General features: G+C 72.1%; 22 protein-coding genes. 9 read left to right on the forward strand and 13 right to left on the reverse strand.

Annotated features, from left to right (window positions below; genetic code table 11):
- Nucleotides 1-8: 8 nt before the first annotated feature.
- Nucleotides 9-737, forward strand: a complete 729-nt coding sequence (locus tag U5640_RS14335; protein ID WP_340376186.1) for a class I SAM-dependent methyltransferase — start codon at nt 9-11, stop codon at nt 735-737.
- 29 nt (nt 738-766) lie between these two features.
- Here the strand turns inward: U5640_RS14335 and U5640_RS14340 are convergent, their stop codons facing one another.
- The 4 genes from U5640_RS14340 to U5640_RS14355 form a co-directional block, all read right to left on the reverse strand.
- Complete coding sequence (locus U5640_RS14340; protein WP_340376187.1) at nt 767-2440, reverse strand: FAD-binding protein; 1674 nt, start codon at nt 2438-2440, stop codon at nt 767-769.
- A gap of 63 nt (nt 2441-2503) precedes the next feature.
- The gene (locus tag U5640_RS14345) at nt 2504-2950 is read right to left on the reverse strand and encodes a nitroreductase family deazaflavin-dependent oxidoreductase (RefSeq protein WP_340376188.1); all 447 of its coding nucleotides are present in this window, start codon (nt 2948-2950) and stop codon (nt 2504-2506) included.
- Nucleotides 2951-3040: 90 nt separating this feature from the next.
- On the reverse strand, nt 3041-3883 hold the full coding sequence (locus U5640_RS14350; RefSeq protein WP_340376189.1) for an AfsR/SARP family transcriptional regulator: 843 nt from the start codon (nt 3881-3883) through the stop codon (nt 3041-3043).
- Nucleotides 3884-3923: 40 nt separating this feature from the next.
- Nucleotides 3924-4358: an ester cyclase gene (locus U5640_RS14355; protein WP_340376190.1), complete on the reverse strand. Its 435-nt coding sequence runs from the start codon at nt 4356-4358 to the stop codon at nt 3924-3926.
- Between the two features lie 230 nt (nt 4359-4588).
- On the opposite strand from U5640_RS14355, the gene U5640_RS14360 reads away from it, so the two are divergent.
- Nucleotides 4589-5449, forward strand: coding sequence for a class I SAM-dependent methyltransferase (locus U5640_RS14360; RefSeq protein ID WP_340376191.1), 861 nt, complete (start codon nt 4589-4591; stop codon nt 5447-5449).
- Between the two features lie 619 nt (nt 5450-6068).
- On the opposite strand, the gene U5640_RS14365 is transcribed toward U5640_RS14360, so the two are convergent.
- The 6 genes from U5640_RS14365 to U5640_RS14390 form a co-directional block, all read right to left on the reverse strand.
- A complete protein-coding gene (locus tag U5640_RS14365; protein WP_340376192.1) occupies nt 6069-7076 on the reverse strand; it encodes an acyltransferase domain-containing protein in 1008 nt (335 codons plus the stop codon).
- Entirely contained in the window at nt 7073-8146 is a 1074-nt protein-coding gene (locus U5640_RS14370) for a ketoacyl-ACP synthase III family protein (protein WP_340376193.1), read from the reverse strand. Before U5640_RS14370 ends, U5640_RS14365 begins: the two co-directional genes overlap by 4 nt.
- Entirely contained in the window at nt 8143-8421 is a 279-nt protein-coding gene (locus U5640_RS14375) for an acyl carrier protein (RefSeq protein ID WP_340376194.1), read from the reverse strand. Before U5640_RS14375 ends, U5640_RS14370 begins: the two co-directional genes overlap by 4 nt.
- A 200-nt stretch (nt 8422-8621) precedes the next feature.
- Nucleotides 8622-9845 (reverse strand): ketosynthase chain-length factor, encoded by a 1224-nt coding sequence (locus U5640_RS14380; protein WP_340376195.1) that lies wholly within the window; start codon nt 9843-9845, stop codon nt 8622-8624.
- The gene (locus U5640_RS14385; protein ID WP_340376196.1) at nt 9842-11113 is read right to left on the reverse strand and encodes a beta-ketoacyl-[acyl-carrier-protein] synthase family protein; all 1272 of its coding nucleotides are present in this window, start codon (nt 11111-11113) and stop codon (nt 9842-9844) included. Before U5640_RS14385 ends, U5640_RS14380 begins: the two co-directional genes overlap by 4 nt.
- Complete coding sequence (locus U5640_RS14390; RefSeq protein WP_340376197.1) at nt 11110-11493, reverse strand: antibiotic biosynthesis monooxygenase family protein; 384 nt, start codon at nt 11491-11493, stop codon at nt 11110-11112. The genes U5640_RS14385 and U5640_RS14390 overlap by 4 nt, the downstream gene beginning before the upstream one ends.
- Nucleotides 11494-11739: 246 nt before the next feature.
- Between U5640_RS14390 and U5640_RS14395 the strand changes: the two genes are divergently transcribed.
- The 6 genes from U5640_RS14395 to U5640_RS14420 all read left to right on the forward strand — a co-directional run bounded on the left by U5640_RS14395 (nt 11740) and on the right by U5640_RS14420 (nt 18267).
- Nucleotides 11740-12525 carry an SDR family NAD(P)-dependent oxidoreductase gene (locus U5640_RS14395; RefSeq protein WP_340376198.1) on the forward strand — a complete coding sequence of 262 codons (786 nt, stop codon included), beginning with the start codon at nt 11740-11742 and terminating at the stop codon, nt 12523-12525.
- A gap of 47 nt (nt 12526-12572) precedes the next feature.
- Nucleotides 12573-13925, forward strand: a complete 1353-nt coding sequence (locus tag U5640_RS14400) for an SRPBCC family protein (RefSeq protein WP_340376199.1) — start codon at nt 12573-12575, stop codon at nt 13923-13925.
- Nucleotides 13926-13977: 52 nt separating this feature from the next.
- A complete protein-coding gene (locus U5640_RS14405) occupies nt 13978-15300 on the forward strand; it encodes an activator-dependent family glycosyltransferase (RefSeq protein ID WP_340376200.1) in 1323 nt (440 codons plus the stop codon).
- Nucleotides 15301-15918, forward strand: coding sequence for a dTDP-4-dehydrorhamnose 3,5-epimerase family protein (locus tag U5640_RS14410; RefSeq protein WP_340376201.1), 618 nt, complete (start codon nt 15301-15303; stop codon nt 15916-15918).
- Nucleotides 15906-16853 carry an NAD(P)-dependent oxidoreductase gene (locus U5640_RS14415; RefSeq protein WP_340376202.1) on the forward strand — a complete coding sequence of 316 codons (948 nt, stop codon included), beginning with the start codon at nt 15906-15908 and terminating at the stop codon, nt 16851-16853. The genes U5640_RS14410 and U5640_RS14415 overlap by 13 nt, the downstream gene beginning before the upstream one ends.
- A 61-nt stretch (nt 16854-16914) precedes the next feature.
- Nucleotides 16915-18267, forward strand: coding sequence for an NDP-hexose 2,3-dehydratase family protein (locus U5640_RS14420; RefSeq protein WP_340376203.1), 1353 nt, complete (start codon nt 16915-16917; stop codon nt 18265-18267).
- Nucleotides 18268-18365: 98 nt separating this feature from the next.
- On the opposite strand, the gene U5640_RS14425 is transcribed toward U5640_RS14420, so the two are convergent.
- Complete coding sequence (locus U5640_RS14425; protein ID WP_340376204.1) at nt 18366-19475, reverse strand: DegT/DnrJ/EryC1/StrS family aminotransferase; 1110 nt, start codon at nt 19473-19475, stop codon at nt 18366-18368.
- A 201-nt stretch (nt 19476-19676) separates the two neighbouring features.
- On the opposite strand from U5640_RS14425, the gene rfbA reads away from it, so the two are divergent.
- The gene (rfbA, locus tag U5640_RS14430; protein ID WP_340376205.1) at nt 19677-20552 is read left to right on the forward strand and encodes a glucose-1-phosphate thymidylyltransferase RfbA; all 876 of its coding nucleotides are present in this window, start codon (nt 19677-19679) and stop codon (nt 20550-20552) included.
- A 12-nt stretch (nt 20553-20564) separates the two neighbouring features.
- Here rfbA and U5640_RS14435 read toward each other — a convergent pair whose 3' ends face one another.
- Together U5640_RS14435 and U5640_RS14440 are read right to left on the reverse strand one after the other, a co-directional pair.
- Nucleotides 20565-21281, reverse strand: coding sequence for a class I SAM-dependent methyltransferase (locus tag U5640_RS14435; protein WP_340376206.1), 717 nt, complete (start codon nt 21279-21281; stop codon nt 20565-20567).
- 95 nt (nt 21282-21376) lie between these two features.
- Nucleotides 21377-22156: a cyclase family protein gene (locus U5640_RS14440; RefSeq protein ID WP_340376207.1), complete on the reverse strand. Its 780-nt coding sequence runs from the start codon at nt 22154-22156 to the stop codon at nt 21377-21379.
- Between the last annotated feature and the right edge of the window lie 13 nt (nt 22157-22169).

Raw genomic sequence — 22169 nt, forward strand, 5'->3', positions numbered from 1 at the left:
AGTTCGCCATGTACGGACCCGGGATGGCCGAGATCTACGAGTTGCTCCACGAGTCGCGCGGCAAGGACTACCGGGCGGAGGCCGCGACCGTCGCGGGGCTGGTGCAGGCCCGCAATCCGGGGGCGGCCACGCTGCTGGACGTCGCCTGCGGCACCGGCGCGCATCTGCGGCACTTCGCCGACCTCTTCGACAAGGTCGAAGGGCTGGAGCTGTCCGACGCCATGCTGACGATGGCCCGCGCCGCGGTGCCCGCCGCCGTCCTGCACGGCGGCGACATGCGCGACCTGTCGCTGGGGCGCTCCTACGACGCGATCACCTGCATGTTCGGCTCGATAGCCTATCTGCAGGACAGCGCCGAACTCACCGCCACCCTGCGGTCGTTCGCGGAGCACCTGGCGCCGGGCGGGGTCGTCGCGGTCGACCCGTGGTGGTTCCTGGAGACGTCGCTGGAGCGCCATGTCAGCGGGGACACGGTGACCGTGGGACGGCGGACGATGACCCGCGTGTCGTACACCGAGCGCGAGGGGAACACCTCGCACATGGTCGTGCACTACGTGGTGGCCGAACCCGACAGCGGGGTACGGCACTTCGCGGAGCAGCACGCCCTGACCCTGTTCACGCGGGCCGAGTATGAGGACGCCTTCACCGAGGCCGGCCTGCGGGTCGCCTTCGTCGAGGGGATCCAGTCGGGCCGTGGTCTCTTCCTCGCGGAGCGGGCCGAGGGCGGGCCGCGCTGAGCGGACCCGCCCTCGGCGTGCCGCCGCCGTCAGTCGGGCAGCCGGACGGACAGCGCGTGCCGGAACACGTTCTTGGGGTCCCAGCGGGCCTTGACCTTCTGCAGGCGGGCGTAGTTGCCCTTGTAGTAGAGGGTGTGCCAGGGCACTCCGGAGGTGTTCCACCGCGGGTCGGTGAGATCGATGTCCGGGTAGTTGATGAAGGTGCCCTCGGTACGGTCGCCGGGCACCGGGACACCGCCGGTGGTGGCGAAGACGTCGCGGTAGATCTCCCGGATCCAGACGAGGTTGGCGTCGTCCTGCGCGGGGTCCATCCAGGTCGCGGACATCCACACCTTGATGATGGAGTCGCGCTGGGCGGTGGCGGTGGCCGTCTCCGGCACGGAGTTGACCTTCGCGCCGTAGGAGTAGAGCGAGACCTCGCCCCACACCTGGGAGTCGGCGCCCAGATAGCGGTAGAGGGTGGCGACCTGGGCCGCGGTCCACGGCTTGCGCAGGTAGGCGCCCTTGGACTTGGTCCGGTCGAAGCCCCCGGTGTCGAACTTGTTGGCCAGCGTGGCCCTGAGCCACGGCTCCGTGCTCCGCTGGACGGCGGGCTCCACCCCGGTCCCTTCGTTGATCGCGGCCACGAAGTCGGTCAACAGCCCCTCGGCGCCGGCGAGTCCACCGTCGATCTGGACGTCCAGCAGGATCTGTCCGGCCGCCCTGCTGTTGAGGTAGAAGACGCTGTGCAGACTGGCGTACGGGGTGTCGGCGACGCTGTTGCGCTGGTGCCAGGCGCCGTGGTTGTCGATGATCCGGGTGAACGCCTTCTCGGTGAGGGCGGACCAGTCCCAGGTCACGAGGTGCCGCAGGGTGGACTCGGGAGCCTTGGGCAGCAGGGCGGACGGATCGGTTCCGGTGGCGCCCGGGGTACGGAACCAGTACCGGGTGACGATTCCGAAGTTGCCGCCCCCTCCCCCGGTGTGGGCCCACCACAGCTCCCGGTTGGGGTCGTTCGCGGCGCTGGTGGCCACGACCTTGCGGGCCCGGCCGGAGGCGTCCACGACGACGACCTCGACCGCGTACAGGTGGTCGGCGACCACTCCGTCGCGGCGGGACAGTGGCCCGTAGCCACCGCCGAGGACATGGCCGCCGACGCCCACCTGGGGGCAGACGCCGGCCGGGATGGTCACGCCCCAGTTGAGATACAGGGAGCGGTACGTCTCCCCGAGGGTGGCGCCGGGCTCCACGGCGAACGCCCGCTTGGCGGGGTCGTAGGAGATCTGTCTCATCTCGGACATGTCGATGACGGCCCGGACGGCGGGGTCGTCCACGAACCCCTCGAAGCAGTGGCCGCCGCTGCGTACGGCGATCCGCCGGCCCGCGTCCAGGGCCTGGTTCACCGCGTCGACGACCTGGTCCGCGGTGTGCACGACGTACACCGTGTCGGGGTTGCCGCGGAAGCGGCCGTTGAAGCCCCTGCTGACCAGGTCGCGGTAGCGCCGGTCGGTCCGATCCACCTGGACCAGTCCGGTGGGGGCGCCGCACGCGCCGCCTTTCGCCGCCGCCGGGACGGCCGCCTCGGCCGCCTCGGCCGTCGCGGGGGCCGCGGGGGCCGCGGCACTCGGTCCGGCCGTGCCGACCACGGTGGCCCCGCCGACCACGGTGGCCCCGCCGACCGCTGCCGCGGTGCCGAGGAATCCGCGGCGCGTGAATTCGTTCACCCTAGTAACCCTTTCATTTCCCTGCCATGACGTTGCCGCTTCACTGCTTCACTGCTTCACCGCTCACTGTTCAACGGGCTCCAGGATCACCACGGGGATTTCCCTCGTGGTCTTCTTCTGGTAGCTCTTGTACTGCGGGAAGATTTCCGTCATGAGCTTCCAGAGTTCCGGCTTCTCCTCGGCGTTCGCGGTGCGGGCGCGCACATCGATATGTTCCTCGCCGATCTGGACGTGGGCCTCCGGCGAGGCGACCAGATTGAGGTACCAGAGCGGGTGCTCGGGCTTTCCGCCGTTGGAGCCGACCACGATGACGTTGTCACCGTGACGGCCGTAGATGACCGCGGTGCGGCGCAGGTTTCCCGACTTCCGGCCGCGGGTGGTGAGGAGCAGGGTGTCGAGTCCGTACCACTTCTGCCCCTCCTTGCCGCCGCTGCTGTGGTACCGGCGGATGTGCGCCGCGACCCAGCCCGTCGGGCTGTCGATGGGTGTCCCGTCCTGCTGTTCCGGCATGGCGAACCCTCCGAGCTAATCAAATTTGTCTAGCCACCCTAGCGACGCCGCGCCCGGCGACGCAATCAACTTTGACTACCGCTCGGGCGGTCAGTAGGGTCGCCCGCCGCCGAACGCGGTGGCCGGCACGGCGACCGGGGCCCGGCCCGCCGCGAAACGGGGCTCGAAGTCGATGTCCGCGTTCAGGACCGCCTGGTGCAGCCGCTGCACCTGCGGACCCGGCTCGAGACCGAGCCCCGCGACCAGCGCCCCGCGCAGCCGGTGGAAGACCTGCAGCGCCTGTGCCCTGCGCCCGCTGAGATGCAGGGCCCACATGTACTGGCCGTGCAGGCCCTCGTGCAGCGGATTCTCCACCGTGAGGGCCGCCAGCTCGGCCAGCACCTCGCGGTACATGCCGAGCCGCAGCTCCACGTCGATCAGGTACTCGAAGGCCGCGAGCCGGGACTCCTCCAGCTGCCGGCGCCTGCTCTCCAGCACCCGCCCGGCCGGTACGTCGACCAGTGCGGGCCCCCGCCACAGCAGGAGCGCCTCGTTCAGGTCGCGCACCCCGGCCGCGTCGTCGCCGCGCACCAGGGCCTCGCGGCCGGCGGCCGCCAGGCTCCGGTAGCGGTGCAGGTCGAGCGCTCCCGCCTCGGCGGCGAGCAGATAGCCGCCCGCCCGGGTCACCAGGACCTCACGGGCCACCTTGTCCGTGGTCAGTCCCGTGATCGCGGAGAACATCTTGCGCAGATTCAGGATGTACGTCTGGAGCGTGGTCAGACCGCTGACGGGCGGATCGTCGTCCCACAGGTCCCGCACCAGGGACGGCACGGGCACCACCTGCCCCGTGTGGACGAGCAGCATCGCCAGTACGTTGCGCAGTTTCGGGGCGCTCGGAGCGGTCGCCTCCCCGTTCACCCGCACGTACAGCGGCCCCAGCACACCGAATTCCATCGTGCTTCCCCCCTGTTTCCCCGCGTCTGGGAACCCGCTGTCACGAGCGGCGGTGCTCCTTCTCCGGCCACGGCTCGCCGAGCTGGCGGTAGGTGCCCTGGTAGTCGGGCCAGTCACGGTGGTGGTGGATCTTTCCGTCGACGAAGTGGAGGAGGTGGATCTGCTCGCCGGAGAACAGCCGCCCGGTGGGCGCCATGCCGACCAGCTCACCGACGTGCCGCCCGTAGAGCACCAGCCGGGCGCGGACCCAGTCGCCGTTCTCCTCCATGCCCACCTCTTCCAGGCGGGCGTCCTCGGAGAAGGTCTTCTTGACCCATGCGACATTGATCGCGAAAAGCTCGGGGCCGCGCATCGAGGTGAATTCCAGAGTTCCCGGATTCATGTATTCCGGGTGGATGTACTCGGCCACGTCGTCCGTTTTCCCGGTGTTGTACGCCTCCACCAGGCGCCGAACGCTGGCTATCTGGTCGCTCACGTATTTCCCTCCCGAATCGGTCGGTGCAGTGCGGTGCAGTACGGTGCGGTGCAGTGCGTGACGCATCAATTCTTAGGAGACGACATCACCGGGAGCAAGAGCCGACAGGCCTCCCACGGACTTCTTTGCTTTTTGTCCAGCCGCATTCCAGTGGCGCTCCAAGACCCCTCCATCCGTGCCCGAGACGGGGCCGGAAAGGTGGGGTGTCCACCGAGAGAGCGGGAGGGTCAGTGGACACGTCCACGTACAAATCCGAAGTGGCGGCCGCCTTCAACAGCGCTGCGGCCTCCTACGACCGGCTCGGCGTGGAGTTCTTCACTCCGATGGGCCGGCGTCTGGTGGAACGCGCGGCCCCCCGGGAGGGCGAGCGGGTCCTCGACGTGGGCTGCGGCCGCGGGGCCTGTGTCTTCCCGGCCGCCGAACGCGTGGGGCCGGACGGCCGTGTGGTCGGCATCGACGTCGCCGAGGCGATGATCGAGGAGGCCGCGAAGGAGGCGTCGCGGCGGGGTGCCCGCACGGTGGAGCTGCGGGTGATGGACGGGGAGCACCCGGACTTCGCGCCGCGCTCCTTCGACGTGGTGCTGGGCAGCTACAGCGTCATCTTCCTGCCCGACGCGCCCGCCGCCCTCGCCCGTTACGCGCCGCTGCTCTCGCCCGGCGGGCGGCTCGCGTTCACCAGCCCGGTGTTCAGCGACGACACCTTCCCCTTCCTGCCGCCGGTGTTCACCGAGCTGATCCCGCGCGAACTGCTGCTCGACCTGCCGCCGCAGTGGCAGCCAGAGCGGCTGCAGCAGCGGTTCAACAGCTGGCTCGCGGACCCGGCCGACCTGAGCCGCACGCTGGAGAAGGCCGGATTCCAGGAGGTGGCGGTCGTCGACGAGGGCGTTCGGCTGGTGGCCGAGTCGGGGCGGGCATGGGTGGACTGGTCCCACACGCAGGGCATGCGCCTGCTCTGGAACCACCTCTCGGACGACAAGCGGCGGCAGCTGCGGGAGCGGCTGATCACCTCGCTGGACGCGATGCGGGACGGGGACGGGCCGCTCACGATCGACACGCCGGTGCGCTATGTCACGGCGACCGTGAGCACCTGACCGTACGCACCCCTGGAACTCCTCGACCGGCTCGTCCGGCACCCGGTGCGGGGCGCGTGGCGCTGGTCGTCGCCCGCCGGGATCGGCAGAATCCCGCACCCGCTCGCCACCGCCCTGGCCCGGGGCGTGGACCGGGGGGCCGGGGGCCGTGTCCCCGGGTGCCGTTGGGGCCGCCACGACCGATGCCCCGCCCACGTGAACTCGGGGGCGGGGCATCGGCCCTGCGACCGCGGTCCGGCGGTGGGAGACCGGTCGACCGACGGGAGCCCGGTCAGGCGACGGGAGCCCGGTCAGGCGGTCGTGCGGGCGGTCAGGCGGTCGTGCGGGCGGTCAGGCGGTCGTGCGGGCGGTCGGGCGGTCGTGCGGGCGGTCGGGGGCCCGCTGCGGCCACGGCGGCCCGGTCCGCCTCCGTCGAGAGGCGAGGCATCAGCCGCCGACGACCGCGGTCCGACGGTGGGAGACCGGTCAGGCGACGGGAGCCCGGTCAGGCCGTCTTGCGGCCGGTCGGGGGGCCCGCTGCGGCCACGGCGGCCCGGTCCGCCTCCGTCGGGAGGCGGGGCATCGGCCGTCTGCGACCGCGGTCCGGCGGTGGGAGACCGGTCGGCCGACGGGAGACCGGTCAGGCCGTCTTGCGGCCGGTCGGGGGGCCCGCCGCGGCCACGCGGGCCATCGCGGTCTCCATTGCGGCCCGGTCCGCCTCCGGGGGGCCCGGGCGGGCCGGCAGCAGGGACACGACCTCGCTGGTCCCGCGCCGGACCGCCGGGTGCCGGCGGGCCACCTGGGACAGTCCCTGTCCCGGCCCCACCTCCACCAGCAGATGGTCACCGGTGGCCAACAGCCCCTCCAGCGCGGGCCAGAAGAGCACCGGGGCCACCGGCTGGCGCGCCCAGAAGGCGGGGTCGTCGATGTCGGCCTCCGTCAACGGGGCGGCCGTATAGGCGGAGTGGACGGGCAGGGACGGGGCGCTCCGGTCCACCGCGGCGAAGCGTTCGGCGGCGCCCCGGCAGGCGGGTTCGAGGACCGGGCTGTGGAAGGCGCTGAGCGACGGCACCCGACGGCAGGTGAACCCGGCCTCGCGCAGTGTACGGCCGACCTTGTCCAACGGGCCGTCGGGCCCGGCGAGCACGGTCTGGCGCGGGGCGTTGACCGCGCCGACCACGACGTCCCCGCTCAGATAAGGGGTCACCTCCGCCGTGGACGCGGCGACCGCGAGCATGCCGCCGGGCGGGGCCCCGGCCAGCCGTCGCACCCGGTCGAGGACCAGGCCGGTCGCGTCGCGCAGCACGAACACCCCGGCCAGTACGGCCGAGGCCAGCTCCCCGATGCTGTGCCCCAGCAGGGCCACCGGGCGCACGCCCCGGCTCAGCACCACCCGGCCCAGCGCGTGGTCCACGGCGAAGAGCAGCGGCTGGGAACGGGTGACGTGGTCCAGGTCCGTGGCGGGCCGTTCGGCGAGCCAGTCCTCGCGCAGACGAGCGCCCTCCCCGCCCGCCGCCTCGAAGAACTCGTCCATCGCCGCCGTGAACACCGGCTCATGCCCGTAGAGCCCCACCGCCATCCGCGGATGCTGCGACCCCTGGCCGGGCAACAGCAGGGCCACGGGCAGCGGTCCTACGACGGCGGTCATACGGCACCTCCCGGGTGCGTCGGCTCCGCCCAGGCGGGCCGTTCCAGCATTTCGACGACCGCGCAGGAGTAGGTGAACCCCGCCCCCACGCCCATCAGCACGACCAGGTCCCCGGCGCCCAGGCTCCCCGAGCCGACCAGGTGGTCGAACCCGGCGATCTGGTCGCCGGCGCCGAGGTGCCCGATCCCCCGGCTCCAGTGCCAGGTGGTGCGCTCCTCGGCGATCCCGAAGCGGGCGAGGTAGCCCGCCCGCAGCCGCTTGTGGCCCAGGTGGGGAAGGACGAAGCGGTCCACGTCGGCGAGTGCCACCCCCGCTTCGGCGAGGGCCCGTTCCACGGCGGCGTCCTGCGCCGCCCCGCTCGCCGCGATCACCTGGGTCACCCGGTGGGTGGCCAGGAAGTCCTTCTTGCAGGCGTCCAGGTCGACGACCGGCCGGTGGCTGAACGGGGCGCTGCCGAAGGGGTCGTCCCCGCGGTGCATCCCCTCCAGTTCCGGTACGGAGACGGTGGCCAGGCCCCGGATACGGGCGAAGCCCTCCCGCGCGGACAGCACGAGGGCGGTGCCCCCGTCCCCGTAGAACGTGCCGGAGTCACTGCGCCAGCGGTCGAACCCGGGCGGGCGGAAGGCGTCCCCCGTCGTCACCAGCACACGCCGGTCCGCCTCGCCGGCCGCCGGGCCGGCCCGCAGATGGTCGAGGGCGAGCCCGAGCGCGGCCATGCCGCCGTTGGAGACCTGGCCGACCTCGATCGCGGGGCACTGGTTGCCGACGGCGGTGCGCTGGACGTACGAGGCGGGCGCCCACAGGTCGTGCCCCTGGTAGAAGAAGCTGGCGTGCAGGATCAGCGAGACCTCGTCGGAGCCGGAGCGGCCGAGGGCGGTGCGGGCGGCGCGGGCCGCCATCTCCGGGGCCGGCTCGTCCTCGGCCACGGCCACGGCCACCATGCCGGTGGTCGTGGCCAGGGCCTCGTCGCACCGCCCGGCCGCGACGGCGTCCGCGACCGCGGTACGGGGTGGCAGCCAGGCTGCGCACCCCGCGATCCGCAGGTCCGGCGCCCGGCCCGCCTCGGTCATCCGGCGGCCTCCACCGCGGGCGTGCGGTCGGCGAGCGCGGCGTTGACGGCGTCGACGAAGGCCGCCGGGGTCAGCGCCTCGCCGAGCGTGTCCTCGGGCAGCTCGACCCCGAAGCCGCGCTCCACCCTGCTGATCGCCTCCATGAGGGCCAGCGAGTCGTAGCCGAGCACGGCGAACTCCTGGTCCGCGGCGGCGCTCGACAGGTCGACGGCCTCCTCCTCGCCTGCGCACTCCCGCATGATCCGGAACAGGTCTTCCATCGTGAAAGCGGACATGACATCTCCAAGGGGCGACCCCGGGGGCCGCGGTGGGGCCGACCACGTACGGCGCGGCCGGACGGGATGACGGACTGACGGACTGACGGACTGACGGGTGGTGGATCTCTGTCAGGGATCGGACGGTCGTAGATCGGGCAGTCGTAGATCGGGCAGTCCTAGATCGGACGGCCCGTGCGTCAGGGCAGTCGGGCCAGGGCTCAAGGCCCCGGTGGGCGGCGTACGACCATGGCGCTGTTGAAGCCCCCGCGCCCCCGGGCCAGGACGAGCGCGGCGTCGCCGTCGACGGGGCGGGGGGCGCCGGTCACCAGGTCGATGGCGTACTCCGCCGCCGGCCGGTCGACATGGACGGTCGGCGGGACGACGCCGTCGCGTAGCGCGAAGAGGGCCGTGACGAGGTCGAGCGGCGCGGCACCCGCGTAGAGGCGGCCGGTCATGGTCTTGGGGACCGTGACCGGTACGCCCTCCGGCCCGAAGACCGCGGTCAGGGCCTGCGCCTCGACGCGGTCGGCCTCCGGTTCACCGGCGCCGTCCGCGAGGACGAAGGCGATGTCCTCGGAACGCAGCCCCGCGTCGGCCAGCGCGCCGCGCACGGCCCGCTCCAGGTTGGCGGGGCGGCCCGAGCCGGGGCGGGGGTCGAAGGTGGCGGCGTACCCGCTGATCTCGCCGTAGCAGCGGGCCCCGCGCTGCCGGGCCCGCTCCGCGTCCTCCAGGGTCAGCATCGCCCCGCCCTCGCCGGGCACGTGCCCGTCGGCCGCGGCGTCGAAGGGCAGGTAGGCGCGGGCCGGGTCCTCGCTCCCGCTGAGGATGCCGGCGGAGATCTGCGCGGCGAAGCCGTACGGACACAGCGAGGCGTCCATGCCGCCCGTCAGCATGAGCGGGGTGCCGCCGCGGATCCGGCGCCGGGCCTGGGCGACCGCGTCGAGCCCGCCCGCCTGGTCGGTGACGACGACTCCGGTGGGTCCGCGCAGATCGTGCCGGATGGAGACCTGGCCGGAGTTGACCGCGTAGAACCAGGCGAAGGACATGTACGCGCTGACGTGCTTGGGGTCCTTGCCCCACAGGTGGCCCAGTTCGCGCTGGCCGAACTCGAACCCGCCGGAGGCGCTGGCGGTGACCACCCCGCGCTCGTCCGCGGGCAGGCTGTCGGCGGTCAGCCCGGAGTCCGCGAGCGCCCAGTCGGAGCCCGCCAGGGCGAACTGGGTGGTGCGGTCGGTCTGCGGGACGAGACGGCTGGGGATGTGGTCGCGCACCGAGAACCCGGTGACCTCGCCGGCCAGCCGGGAGGGGTAGGGGGAGGGGTCGAAGCGGGTGATGCGGCCGATGCCGCTCTCCCCGCGCAGGGTCGCCGACCAGTACTCCCGGGCGCCGATCCCGTTGGGCGCGAGCACGCCGATCCCGGTGACCACGGCCGTGGCGGTCATGGGCGCCTCCCGTCGGCGGCGGTGAGCACCATCGCGCTCTGGAAGCCGCCGAAGCCGCTGCCCACCGTCAGCACGGTGTCGGTGCGCTGGTCACGCGCGGTCAACGGCACGTAGTCCAGGTCGAGTTGGGGGTCCGGCTCGTACAGTCCCGCCGTGGGCGGCACCACGCCGTGCCGGATCACCAGGGCGGAGGCGGCGGCCTCGATGGAGCCGACGGCGCCGAGCGAGTGGCCGATGACGGCCTTGATCGAGCTGACCGGGACCCGGTGGGCGTGCTCGCCCAGGCTGTGTTTGATCGCGGCCGTCTCGTGGATGTCGTTCTGCCGGGTGGCCGTGCCGTGCGCGTTGACGTAGCCGACGGACGCGCGGTCGATCCGGGCGTCGTCGAGCGCGCCGGTGATGGCGGCGGCCATCTCCCGCCCGTCGGGGCGCAGTCCGGTCATGTGGTGGGCGTTGGCCCGCGCGGCGAAGCCGGCGATCTCGGCGTAGACGTCGGCACCCCGCCGCAGGGCCGACTCCCGCTCCTCCAGGACGAGGACGGCCGCGCCCTCGCCGAGGACGAAGCCGCTGCGGGTCCGGTCGAAGGGCCGCGAGGCGTGGCCGGGGGTGTCGTTGCGCGGCGAGGTCGCCTTGATGGCGTCGAAGCAGGCCACGGTGATCGGCGCGATGGGAGCGTCACTGCCCCCGGCGATCATGATGTCGGCGCTGCCCTCCCTGATGAGTTCGACGGCGTGCCCCAGGGAGTCGAGGCCGGAGGTGCAGCCCGCCGAGACGAGCGCGGCGGGCCCCTCCGCGCCGGCCTCCCAGGCCACTTCCGCGGCCATGGAGCTGGGCACGAAGTAGTCGTACAGGTACGGGGTGCCCGCCGCGTGGTCGACGAGCCACTGCTGCCCGCCGCCGCTGCGCGCGACGTACTCCTCCTCCAGTTTCTGGGTGCACCCCACGGCGGAGCCGAGACTGACGCCGGTCCGGTGCGCGTTGGTGCCGTCGATCTCCACGCCGCTGTCGGCCAGTGCCTCGCGGGTGGCGACCAGGGCGAACTGGGTGGCGCGGTCCAGGCGCGCGGTGTCCCGGGCCGACAGTCCCGAGCGGGCCCCGTCGAAGTCGCATTCGGCGGCCATCCGGGAGCGGAACGGGGCCGGGTCGAAGGCGGTGATGGTCCTGGTCGCGGAGACACCGGAGACGATGCGTTCCCAGAACGCCTTGGTGCCGATCCCGCCCGGGGCGACCACGCCCAGTCCGGTGACGACCACCCGGCGGGCCGTCATACGTCCTCCCCCGCGTCGGTCGCCGGGTCGAGCCCCGGGCCCTCGGGCGCCGCGTCGCCGTCGCGGCGCAGCCGGGCCCGGTACAGTTCCGGCCGGCTCTCGCTCAGGGCGCGCAGCGCTCCGGCGTGCGGCTTGAAGTCGGGGTGCGAGACGGCCGCGCGGAACGAGGCGGCGTCCTGCCACTCGGCGACGTTGACGTACTGGCCGGGTCGCTCGGTGTGCCGGCAGAGGGTGTGCCGGACGAAGCCCGGCTGCTGTGCCATGAACTCGGACGTCCTCGCGAACTCCCTCTCGAACACCTCGGGTTCGGCGTGCACGGTGAAGGTGTTCACGAAGGTGACGGCGCCGGCCTCCTTGGCTTCCGGCTCCTGATGCGTCATCACTGGCCTCCTCGTTGCCCGGTGTTGTCCCCAGTCACCAGGTCGGTTTCTGGCTCGTTCGTGTGACCCGGCCTCGCTTGACATCGCGCGGTCGTTCGTGTCGTTCCACGCTGCGTGCCCGGTCTCGCAGGCGGGTGGAAGGCCGCTGGAGCCGGGGCCGGGCCGGGGGTCGAGCGTGTTTCGAGCGGCCGCTGACACCCTCGCAGTCGTCCGACAGCCCACCGCAGGGACCGCTGAGGAGCCTTCATGTCGCCAGCAGCAGCACGCGTCGCCGTCGTCACCGGTGCGACCAGCGGGATCGGTCTCGCCGTGGCCCGCAGTCTGGCCGAGGGCGGTGCGCGGGTCTTCCTCTGCGCCCGCGACGGCGACCGGGTCGCCCACACCGTCAAGGAGTTGCGCGAGGCGGGGCTCGACGTCGACGGCGCCGCCTGCGACGTGCGGGACACCGCGCGGGTGCGTGCCTTCGTGCAGGAGGCCAGGGACCGGTTCGGTCCCGTCGACGCGCTGGTGAACAACGCCGGCCGCAGCGGCGGCGGGCACACCGCGCAGATCCCCGACGAGCTGTGGCTCGATGTGATCGAGACCAACCTCAACAGCGTCTTCCGGGTGACCCGCGAGGTGCTGACGACGGGCGGGATGCTGGAGCGCGGCTCCGGACGGATCGTCAACATCGCCTCGACGGGCGGCAAGCAGGGCGTGGCGCTGGGAGCGCCGTACTCGGCGTCGAAGCACGGCGTGGTCGGCTTCACCAAGGCCCTGGGCCTGGAGCTGGCGAAGACGGGCATCACCGTCAACGCCGTCTGCCCGGGCTATGTCGAGACACCGATGGCCGAGCGGGTGCGCCAGGGCTACGCGGGCGCCTGGGACATCACCGAGGACGAGGTGCTGCGCAGGTTCGAGGCGAAGATCCCCCTCGGCCGCTACTCCACCCCGGACGAGGTCGCGGGGCTGGTCGGCTATCTGCTCTCCGACACGGCCGCGTCGATCACGGCCCAGGCGATGAACGTCTGCGGCGGGCTCGGCAACTACTGACAGCGCGCCCGGGCGTGCGCGGCCGCGGGCGGACAGAGGGGATCAGCATGGCGTACGAGGTGCACACGACCGAGCACACGATCACGGTGGCCGCCGCGCCCGAGGCCGTCTTCGGGCTGGTGGAGCGGGCACGGGACTGGCCGCACGTCTTTCCGCCGAGTCTGCACGTGGAGTGCCTGGAGCGGTCCGGCGACGAGGAGCGGCTGCGCATCTGGGCCACCGCCAACGGCGAGGTGAAGTCCTGGATTTCACGACGCGTCCTGGACCGCGCGGGGCTGCGGATCAGGTTCCGCCAGGAGGTCTCCCAGGAGCCCGTCGCCGCGATGGGCGGGGAGTGGATCGTCGAGGCGCTGCCCGACGGCGGCAGCCGGGTCCGGCTGCTGCACGACTTCGAGGCGGTCGGCGACCTGGAGCGCAACGTCCGCTGGATCCTGGAGGCGATCGACCGCAACAGCGGGGCAGAGCTGGCCGCGCTGGAGTCCGCCGCCCTGCGCGCCGGCACCGACGAGGCGCCGTACACCTTCGAGGACGTGGTGCGGATCGACGCCCCGGCGCAGAAGGTGCGGGACTTCCTGCACGACGCGGGGCTGTGGCAGGAGCGGCTGCCGCATGTGGCCCGGGTGCTGCTGAAGGAGGACACGCCCGACGTGCAGCACCTGGAGATGGACACCCGCACCCCCGACGGCTCGACGCACACCACGGCCTCGGTGCGGATCTGCCTGCCGGACGGGCGGATCACGTACAAGCAGTCGCAGACACCGGCCCTGATGTCGGTGCACACCGGGGAGTGGACGGTGCGGGAGACCCCGTCGGGCTGTGTGGCCGTCTCCCGGCACACGGTGGTCGTCAACGCGGCGGCCGTCACCAAGGTGCTCGGTGCCTCGGCGACGACCGCCGACGCCCGCTCCTTCATCCGCGACGTGCTCGGCGGCAACAGCACGATCACCCTGCGGCACGCGAAGGAGTACGCGGAGCGGCGGGCCCGTACCGAGCCGGTGACGCCCGCCGAGTACGCCTCCGTCCAGCAGTTCTACGCCCGGCAGATGCGGCTCCTCGACGCGGGCGAGGGGGATGCCTGGGCGGACACCTTCACCGAGGACGGGGTCTTCGACCAGAGCTCGTTCACCGAGCCGGTGCGCGGCCGGGCGGCGATCGCCGCGGCCGTGCGGGAGCGGCCCGCGGCGCCGGCCGGCACGGTGCGCCGGCACTGGCTGGGCCTGCCGGCGGCCTGGCGGTTCCCGGACGGTTCGGTGCGCACGGGCTACGACGCCCTGGTCGTGTCGACCGCGACGGACTCCGCCCCCGTGATCCGGCTGAGCACGTCGTGCCAGGACGTCCTCGTCGCCGACGGGGACGGCTGGCTGGTGCGCCACCGGTACGTCGGCCACGACGGGCAGTGAAGCCCGCCGCTCCGGACAGCGCCGGCCCCACCACTCGCGAAAAGGGAGATCGATGAAGGTCCTGTTCACCACGTTCGCCGCGAAGTCCCACATGCATGCCCAGGTTCCGCTGGCCTGGGCCCTCCAGACCGCCGGCCACGAGGTCCGGATCGCCAGCCAGCCGGATCTGGCGGAGGACATCACCCGTACCGGGCTGACCGCCGTCTGCGTCGGTGAGCCGCTGCTGCTGGAGGAGCAGATGCAGCGGGTCAACGAGGGTCTGGGCGAGGACGCCGAGATCATGGAGAGCCAGGCGGAAGCCGGGATGGACATGACCGAGACCCGTCCTGAGATGCTGACCTGGGACCACGTCCTCGGGGTGTTCACCTCGATGACGGCGATGGCCTTCCAGAACTCCTGCCCGGAACGCATGATCGACGACCTGGTCGCGTTCAGCCGCGAGTGGCGGCCCGACCTGGTCGTCTGGGACACGCTGTCCTTCGCGGGCCCGGTGGCCGCGCGGGTGACCGGCGCCGCCCACGCCCGGCTGCTGTTCGGGCTGGACCTGCTGGGGCGGATGCGGGAGACCTTCCTGGACCTCCAGGCGGAGCGGCTGCCGGAGCAGCGGGACGATCCGCTGCGCGAGTGGCTGACCTGGACGCTCGGCCGTTACGGGGCGGAGTTCGAGGAGGAGGTGGCGGTCGGCCAGTGGACGATCGACCCGGTGCCGCCGTCGATGCGGTTCCCGGTGCGGCAGCCGTTCGTCCCGCTGCGGTACGTCCCCTACAACGGGCAGGCCGTCGTGCCGGACTGGCTGCACGAGCCGCCGAAGGAGCCCCGGGTCTGTCTGACGCTGGGCGTGGCCCACCGGGAGGTGCTGGACGGCGACCGCGCCTCGGTGGGTGAAGTGGTCGAGGCGCTGGCGGAGCTGGACGTCGAGGTGGTCGCGACGCTCAACGCCAAGCAGCTCGCCGGGACCCGGCTGCCGGACAACGTCAGGGCCGTCGACTTCGTGCCGCTGAACGCGCTGCTGCCGACCTGCTCCGCGATCATCCACCACGGCGGCTCCGGCACCTTCCAGACCGCGCTGGCGCACGGTGTCCCCCAGCTGATCGTGCCCGACATGGTCTGGGACACCATCCACAAGGCGAAGCAGCTGGAGAAGTTCGGCGCGGGGCTGTACCTGCACGACGTCGACCACTACAGCGCCCAGGACGTGCGCGACCATGTGCTGCGGCTGCTCCGGGAGCCGTCGTTCGCGGAGAGCTGCGCGCGGATCCGCCGGGAGATGGTGGGGACGCCGAGCCCCAACGACATCGTTCCGCTGCTGGAGAAGCTGGTGGAGGAACACCGCGGGTACCCGGCCGCCGCCGGCGCCGTTCGAGGGGAGCGGTAGATGGCCACCGCCGTGAAGTTCCGCGAACTCGCCGTCCAGGGCGCGTACTCGTTCACCCCGCCCGTCTTCGAGGACGACCGCGGGCTGTTCACCTCGCCCTACCAGGAGCCCGCGTTCGTGGCGGCCCTCGGGCATCCGCTCTTCCCCGTCGCGCAGTCCAACCACAGCAAGTCGCGGCGCGGCACGGTCCGCGGCATCCACTACACGGTCACCCCGCCGGGCGTGGCCAAGTACGTCTACTGCGCCCGGGGCCGGGCCATCGACATCGTGGTGGACATCCGGGTCGGCTCGCCCACCTTCGGCCGCTGGGACTCCTCCGTGCTGGACCCGGAGGGTTTCGGCGCCATGTACTTCCCGGTCGGGGTCGGGCACGCGTTCATCGCCCTGGAGGACGACACGGTGATGTCGTACATGCTCTCCGGCAGTTACGAGGCGCAGCACGAGATGTCCCTGTCCCCGCTCGACCCCGCGCTGGGCCTGCCGATCCCCGAGGACGTGGAGCCGCTGCTGTCCGCCCGGGACACGGCCGCGCCGCTGCTCGCGCAGGTGCGGGCGGAGGGCGGCCTGCCGGAGTACGACAAGTGCCGCCGGATCGAGGCCGCACTGTGGCGGCCCTGAGCGGTGGCCGGCCGCGGGCCGCGGGGTCCCGGGTCGCGGTGCTCGGGGCCAGCGGCTGTGTCGGCCGCTGTGTGAGCGCGGCGCTGGCGCGGGAGGGGCACGAGGTGCTCGCCGTCGCCCGGCGCGGCGGTCCCGCGGTGGCGGACCACGTCTTCGCCGCGGTGGACGTGGCGGCGGTCCCGCCCGCCGAGCTGGCGGGGCTGTTCACCCGGCACCGGGTGTCGGCGGTGGTCAATGTGACGGGCGGCTGGGGCACGACCGAGGAGGAGATGCAGTACGCCCACATCACCCTGGTCGACCGGCTGGTGGGCGCCCTGGCGCGGCTGCCGCGGCCCCCGCGGCTGGTCCATGTGGGCTCGATCCACGAGTACGGCCCGGTGCCCGAGCCCCACTCCATCGGCGAGGACCTGGAGCCCCGGCCCACGACGATGTACGCCAGGACGAAGCTGGCCGGCTCCCGGCTGGTGCTCGACGCCACCCGGGCCGGCCGGGTGGACGGGCTGGTGCTGCGCGCGGTGAACGTGTGCGGCCCCCGCACCACCCGGGCCAGTTTCCTCGGGGCGGTCGCCGACCGGCTGCGGGCCGCGTCCGTGGGCACGCCGGTGACGCTGCGGGTCGCGGACGCGCGGCGGGACTTCATCGATGTGCGCGATCTGGCCGAGGCCGTGGTCCTCGCCGTGGCGTCGCCGGTCACCGGGCGGGTCGTCAACATCGGCCGCGGGGAGGCTTCCTCGATGCGGGAGCTGGTGGACCTGCTGGTTGCCGCCTCGGGGCTGCCGCCGCAGGCGCTGCGGATCGAGGACGGGCCGGTGGCCAGCAAGGGCGGCGGCTGGACCCTCGCGGACATCCGGCTGGCGGGCGAACTCCTCGGCTGGAAGCCGCGGATCGCGCTCGCCGAGGCGATGCGGGCGACCTGGGAGACGCCCGCCGACTGAGCCGCCGCGAGGAGCACACCGCCCACCGTCCCCGCCCCCTTTTTCCTGACAAGGAGTTCCCATGGCCGATGTGACGGCCCGTATCGCCAGGTCGACCGGGGCCGTGGAGAGCCCGCTGACCGATCCCGCCGGATTCGACGACTGGTTCGCCGAGTTCGGGGAGCGGATCTACACGACGGCCGAGCGGGTGCCGCTGGCCGCGCTCGACCAGTGGTACCAGACGCCGGTGACCGGTGATCTGTGGCATCGCAGCGGCAAGTTCTTCACGGTCCACGGTCTGCGCGTGCACGATCCGGCCGGGGCGGTGCCCTCGTGGTCCCAGCCCATCATCGACCAGCCCGAGGTCGGCATCCTGGGTGTCCTGGTCAAGGAGTTCGACGGGGTTCCGCACCTGCTGATACAGGCGAAGGCGGAACCGGGCAACCCCGGGGGGCTCCAGCTCTCCCCCACCGTGCAGGCGACCCGCAGCAACTACACCGGCGTCCACAAGGGCAGGGCCGTGCCGTACCTGGACTACTTCCGGGACACGTCACGGCACCGGGTGGTGGCGGACGTCCGGCAGTCGGAGCAGGGCGCCTGGTTCTACCGCAAGCGCAACCGCAACATGGTGGTGGAGACGACCGCCGAGGTGGAGGTCCTCGACGGCTTCCGCTGGTTCACGCTGGGGCAGTTGTACCGGCTGCTGTCGCGGGACGACGTCGTCAACATGGACCTCAGGACGGTGCTGGCGTGTCTGCCGCACCGCTCGCGCACGGACGGCGCGCTGCACCGGATGACCGATGTGCTGAGCTGGATCAACGGCGCCCGTTCGCTGGTCACGGTGCGCACCGAGCGGATCGCCCTGAACGCGCTGGACGAGTGGCGGCACGGCGAGATGGGGTACTCGCACGAGAGCGGCGGCTTCTTCGACGTCATCGGGGTCTCCGTGACCGCGGCGGGGCGCGAGGTCGGTACCTGGCGCCAGCCGATGATCGAGCCGCGGGGCACGGGGGTCGTCGCCTTCCTGTCACGGGAGATCGACGGGGTGCCGCACGTGCTGATGCACGCCCGCGCCGAGCCGGGGTACGCGGACGTGGTGGAGCTGGCGCCGACCGTGCAGTGCATCCCGGAGAGCTACCGCTGGCTGCCGCCCGCCGCCCGGCCCCGCCATCTCGACGAGGTGCTGGCCGCCGGGCCGGACCGCATCCGTTTCGAGGCCGTGCTCTCCGAGGAGGGCGGCCGCTTCTTCCACGCCCGCAACCGCTATCTGATCGTGGACAGCGACGTTCCCGAGGATCCCGGCCACCCCGACTACCGCTGGCTGACGATGGACCAGCTGACGCGGCTGCTGCGGCACAGCCACTACCTGAACGTGCAGGCCCGGAGCCTGGTGGCGTGTCTGCGCAGTGTGGAGGCGGCCCGCCCGGCCGGCTGAGCACCGGGGCGGGGCGCGCACACCGAAGGCCCGGCGGGATCCCTCCGCCGGGCCTTCGGTGTGCGCGGGGTGAGCCGGGCCGGGTCCGCCGCACGGGCTCAGAGGCTGTCCAGCACGTCGCGCACCGCGCTGATCACCTTGTCCTGGACGTCCGGGGCGAGGGCCGGGTACATGGGCAGCGAGAAGATCTGGCCGGCCAGTTCCTCGGTGACGGGCAGTGAGCCGGTGGGGCAGCCGAGGTGGGCGAAGCCGGACATCGTGTGCACCGGCCAGGGGTAGCTGATGTTGAGTTCGATGTCGTACGCCTTGAGGGCCTTGATGATGTCGTCGCGCCGGGGGTGGCGCACCGTGTAGACGTAGTACACGTGCTCGTTGCCGGGGACGGTGTGCGGCAGCACCAGGCCGGTGTCGCCGAGTCCCTCCTCGTAGCGGCGGGCGACGGCCTGCCGCCCCTGGACGTAGGTGTCGAGCCGGCGCAGCTTGCGCCGCAGGATCTCGGCCTGCACCTCGTCGAGGCGGGCGTTGTGGCCCGGGGTGCCGACGACGTAGTAGCGCTCCTCCATGCCGTAGTAGCGCAGCCGGCGCAGCGCGCGGTGGGCGTCGTCCCGGGAGGTCAGCACGGCGCCGCCGTCGCCGTACGCGCCGAGCACCTTCGTCGGGTAGAAGGAGAAGGCGGAGGCGTCGCCCGTGGTGCCGGCGAGCCTGCCGTCGCGGCGGGCGCCGTGGGCCTGGGCGCAGTCCTCGACGAGGAGCAGGTCGTGCTCGGCGGCGAGCCGCTCCAGCGGGGCGAGGTCGACGCACTGTCCGTAGAGGTGGACGGGGAGCAGGCACCGGGTCCGCGGGGTGAGGACGGACGCCACCTGGTCGGTGTCCATGAGGTAGCTGTCCGGGTGGACGTCGACGAACACCGGGGTGGCGCCCACCGCGTCGATGGCGACCACGGTGGGGGCCGCGGTGTTGGACACGGTGACGACCTCGTCCCCGGGGCCCACACCGAGCGCCTGGAGGGCGAGCTTGATGGCGTTGGTGCCGTTGTCGACGCCGACGCAGTGCCCCGCGCCGTGATAGCCGGCGAACTCCCGCTCGAAGCCGCGGACACTGTCACCGAGGACGAGCTGGCCCGAGCTGAAGACCGTCTCCACCGCGTCCAGAATATCGGCGCGTTCGTGCTCGTATTCCTGCCGGTAGTCCCATACGAGAGTGGTCATTAATTCGCTTCCCTCCCATTGCTGATGCCGTGCCACTGGGCGTCACCATCCCCTCGCAGCACATCATATTGACGGGTCGATACACAACCCCGGTTTTTCCTCTATTTCCACTCGAATATCCCTGGACCAGAAATTTCCTTCCTTGCTTCCGTGCGAATACCGCCGTTAGCATGAAAAGAAATCGAGGACAGGGATATATCCATGAAGGGGATTATTCTCGCCGGCGGTTCGGGAACGAGGCTCCATCCCATAACCGTCTCCGTGTCGAAGCAACTGCTCCCGGTCGGCGACAAACCGATGATCTACTATCCGCTCTCGGTACTGATGCTCGCGGACATCAGGGAGGTCCTGCTCATCTGCACCGAGCGCGACCTGGAGCCGTTCCGCAGGCTGCTGGGCGACGGCTCCCAGCTCGGCGTCCGGATCGACTACGCGGTGCAGAACCGGCCGGCCGGGCTGGCCGAGGCCTTCGTCATCGGCGCCGACCACGTGGGCGACGACGACGTGGCCCTGGTGCTGGGGGACAACATCTTCCACGGCTACCACTTCTACGACCTGCTGCAGAGCAACGTCCGGGACGTCCAGGGCTGTGTGCTGTTCGGTTATCCCGTGGAGGACCCCGAGCGCTACGGGGTGGGCGAGACCGACGCCTCGGGACGCCTCGTCTCCCTGGAGGAGAAGCCGGTCCGGCCCCGCTCCGACCTCGCCATCACCGGGCTCTACCTGTACGACAACGAGGTGGTCGACATCGCCAAGAACCTGCGCCCGTCGGCGCGCGGAGAACTGGAGATCACCGACGTCAACCGGAATTACCTGGCGCGCGGCCGAGCCCGCCTGGTCGACCTCGGCCGCGGTTTCGCCTGGCTGGACGCCGGAACCCCGGAATCACTGCTCCAGGCCACCCAGTACGTGCGGACGCTGGAAGAACGGCAGGGCGTGCGGATCGCCTGCGTCGAGGAGGTCGCCCTGCGCATGGGATTCATCGACGCGGAGAGCTGCCACCGGCTCGGCGAGAAGATGGCGCAGTCGGACTACGGCCGCTATGTGATGTCGGTGGCGCGCGAGATGTCGTCCTGACACCGCCGTCCGTCAGTCGGCGGCGCGGACGCCGACGAAAAGGCCGCGACCGGTCGGGCCCTCCTCCAGGAATTCCACGGAGCAGCCCGCGTCGGTGAACGCGGAGACGTACTCCTCCTTGGTGAACAGGGTCAGTACGTCGATCTCGGTGAACTGCTGGATTCCGGCGGCGTCCCCGACGGTGAAACGGACCTCCATGCGGGTGGCCCGGCCCTTGCGGGTGGTGTGCGAGATCCGCGCGATGGTGCGGTGCTCCTCACGGGCCAGGTCACCCGCGACATAGCCCTCGATGAAGTTCTCGGGGAACCACCAGGGTTCGACGACCAGGACGCCGCCGGGCTCCAGATGGGCGGCCATCGACGCGATGGCGGCCCGCATGTCGGCCACCGTCCCCAGATAGCCGATGGCACAGAACATGCAGGTCACCGCCGAGTACCTGCGGCCGAGGGAGAAGTCGCGCATGTCGCCCGCGTGCACCGTGGTGCCGGGCAGCCGCTGCTCGGCGAGCCGGCGCATCGGCTCCGCGATCTCCAGGCCCTCGGCGGTCGCGAACCGGGCGGCGAACACGCTGAGATGGGCGCCCGTGCCGCAGGCTACGTCGAGCAGCGAGTCGGCCCCCGGGCGGCGTTCGGCGACGAGCCGCGAGACGTCCTCGGCCTCCTCCCCCCAGTCCTTCCCCCGGCTGCGGTAGATGGCCTCGTACACGTCCGCGAGTTCCCTGCCGTACATTGCGTCTCCTCCCGTTTGCGTCCCGCTCGTGGCGCGCTGGTCCCGCTGGTGTCGCTGGACCCTTGGTCCCCCTGGTCCTGCTCGTCTCGCTCGTGTCACTCGTCGAGCAGCGCCACCGCCCTCGTCCAGCCCGCGCCCGCGCCCGCGATCCGCACCGGGAAGCAGGCGACCCGGAATCCGTGCGGGGCCGGCAACCGGTCCAGCCCGGCGAGCCGTTCGACCTGGCAGTACTCCCGGTCCCGCCCGATCATGTGGGCGGGCCACAGCACCGAGCGATCCCCGGTCCTCCGGTAGCGGGTGATGATGTCGCCGAACGGCGCGTCCAGGCTGAACGCGTCGGTGCCGATCACCCGGACCCCCTGGTCGAGCAGCAGGTGTACGGCGGAGCCGTCGAGGCCGGTGAAGTCCGTGAAGTACTTCTGCGTCCCCGCCCACGCGTCGGCGCCGGTCCGCAGCAGCACGATGTCCATGGGCCGCAGGGTGTGGCCCACGCGGTCCAGCTCCCGCCGCACCACGTCGGCACCGACCGCGCCCGTGCCCTGATCGCTCAGGTCGAGCACCACCGCGGGCCGGAAGAACCAGTCGAGCGGCATCTCGTCGATGTGCCGCGGCGGACCGTCCCGGTAGGAGGCGCGGGTGCCGTAGTGCGAGGGCGCGTCGACGTGCGTCCCCGTGTGGGTCGTCAGCTGGAGGCGGTCGAGCGAGAGGAACTCGCCCTCCGGCAGTTCCGCCGGATCGAACTCGATCCCGAAGTGCTCACGCATCTCCTCGCTCATGTGCGCGGCGGCCTCCTTCGGGCCGAGGACGTCGTGCACCACGGGGTCGGGTTCGAAACCCGCCCCGTCCACGGGTGAGGACAGGTCGATGATGCGCACACGAGCCTCCCGG

This window comes from Streptomyces sp. SS7, assembly GCF_037993025.1.
Classification (GTDB): Bacteria; Actinomycetota; Actinomycetes; order Streptomycetales; family Streptomycetaceae; genus Streptomyces.

Coding starts and splice junctions, on each gene's coding strand:
- U5640_RS14395 (WP_340376198.1), top strand. CDS start 11,740: ATGTCGCCAGCAGCAGCACGCGTCGCCGTCGTCACCGGTGCGACCAGC.
- U5640_RS14400 (WP_340376199.1), top strand. CDS start 12,573: ATGGCGTACGAGGTGCACACGACCGAGCACACGATCACGGTGGCCGCC.
- U5640_RS14335 (WP_340376186.1), top strand. CDS start 9: ATGTACGGACCCGGGATGGCCGAGATCTACGAGTTGCTCCACGAGTCG.
- U5640_RS14420 (WP_340376203.1), top strand. CDS start 16,915: ATGGCCGATGTGACGGCCCGTATCGCCAGGTCGACCGGGGCCGTGGAG.
- U5640_RS14380 (WP_340376195.1), bottom strand. CDS start 9,845: ATGACCGCCACGGCCGTGGTCACCGGGATCGGCGTGCTCGCGCCCAAC.
- U5640_RS14425 (WP_340376204.1), bottom strand. CDS start 19,475: ATGACCACTCTCGTATGGGACTACCGGCAGGAATACGAGCACGAACGC.
- U5640_RS14345 (WP_340376188.1), bottom strand. CDS start 2,950: ATGCCGGAACAGCAGGACGGGACACCCATCGACAGCCCGACGGGCTGG.
- U5640_RS14375 (WP_340376194.1), bottom strand. CDS start 8,421: ATGTCCGCTTTCACGATGGAAGACCTGTTCCGGATCATGCGGGAGTGC.
- U5640_RS14390 (WP_340376197.1), bottom strand. CDS start 11,493: ATGACGCATCAGGAGCCGGAAGCCAAGGAGGCCGGCGCCGTCACCTTC.
- U5640_RS14385 (WP_340376196.1), bottom strand. CDS start 11,113: ATGACGGCCCGCCGGGTGGTCGTCACCGGACTGGGCGTGGTCGCCCCG.
- U5640_RS14410 (WP_340376201.1), top strand. CDS start 15,301: ATGGCCACCGCCGTGAAGTTCCGCGAACTCGCCGTCCAGGGCGCGTAC.
- U5640_RS14405 (WP_340376200.1), top strand. CDS start 13,978: ATGAAGGTCCTGTTCACCACGTTCGCCGCGAAGTCCCACATGCATGCC.
- U5640_RS14365 (WP_340376192.1), bottom strand. CDS start 7,076: ATGACCGCCGTCGTAGGACCGCTGCCCGTGGCCCTGCTGTTGCCCGGC.
- U5640_RS14350 (WP_340376189.1), bottom strand. CDS start 3,883: ATGGAATTCGGTGTGCTGGGGCCGCTGTACGTGCGGGTGAACGGGGAG.
- U5640_RS14435 (WP_340376206.1), bottom strand. CDS start 21,281: ATGTACGGCAGGGAACTCGCGGACGTGTACGAGGCCATCTACCGCAGC.
- rfbA (WP_340376205.1), top strand. CDS start 19,677: ATGAAGGGGATTATTCTCGCCGGCGGTTCGGGAACGAGGCTCCATCCC.
- U5640_RS14370 (WP_340376193.1), bottom strand. CDS start 8,146: ATGACCGAGGCGGGCCGGGCGCCGGACCTGCGGATCGCGGGGTGCGCA.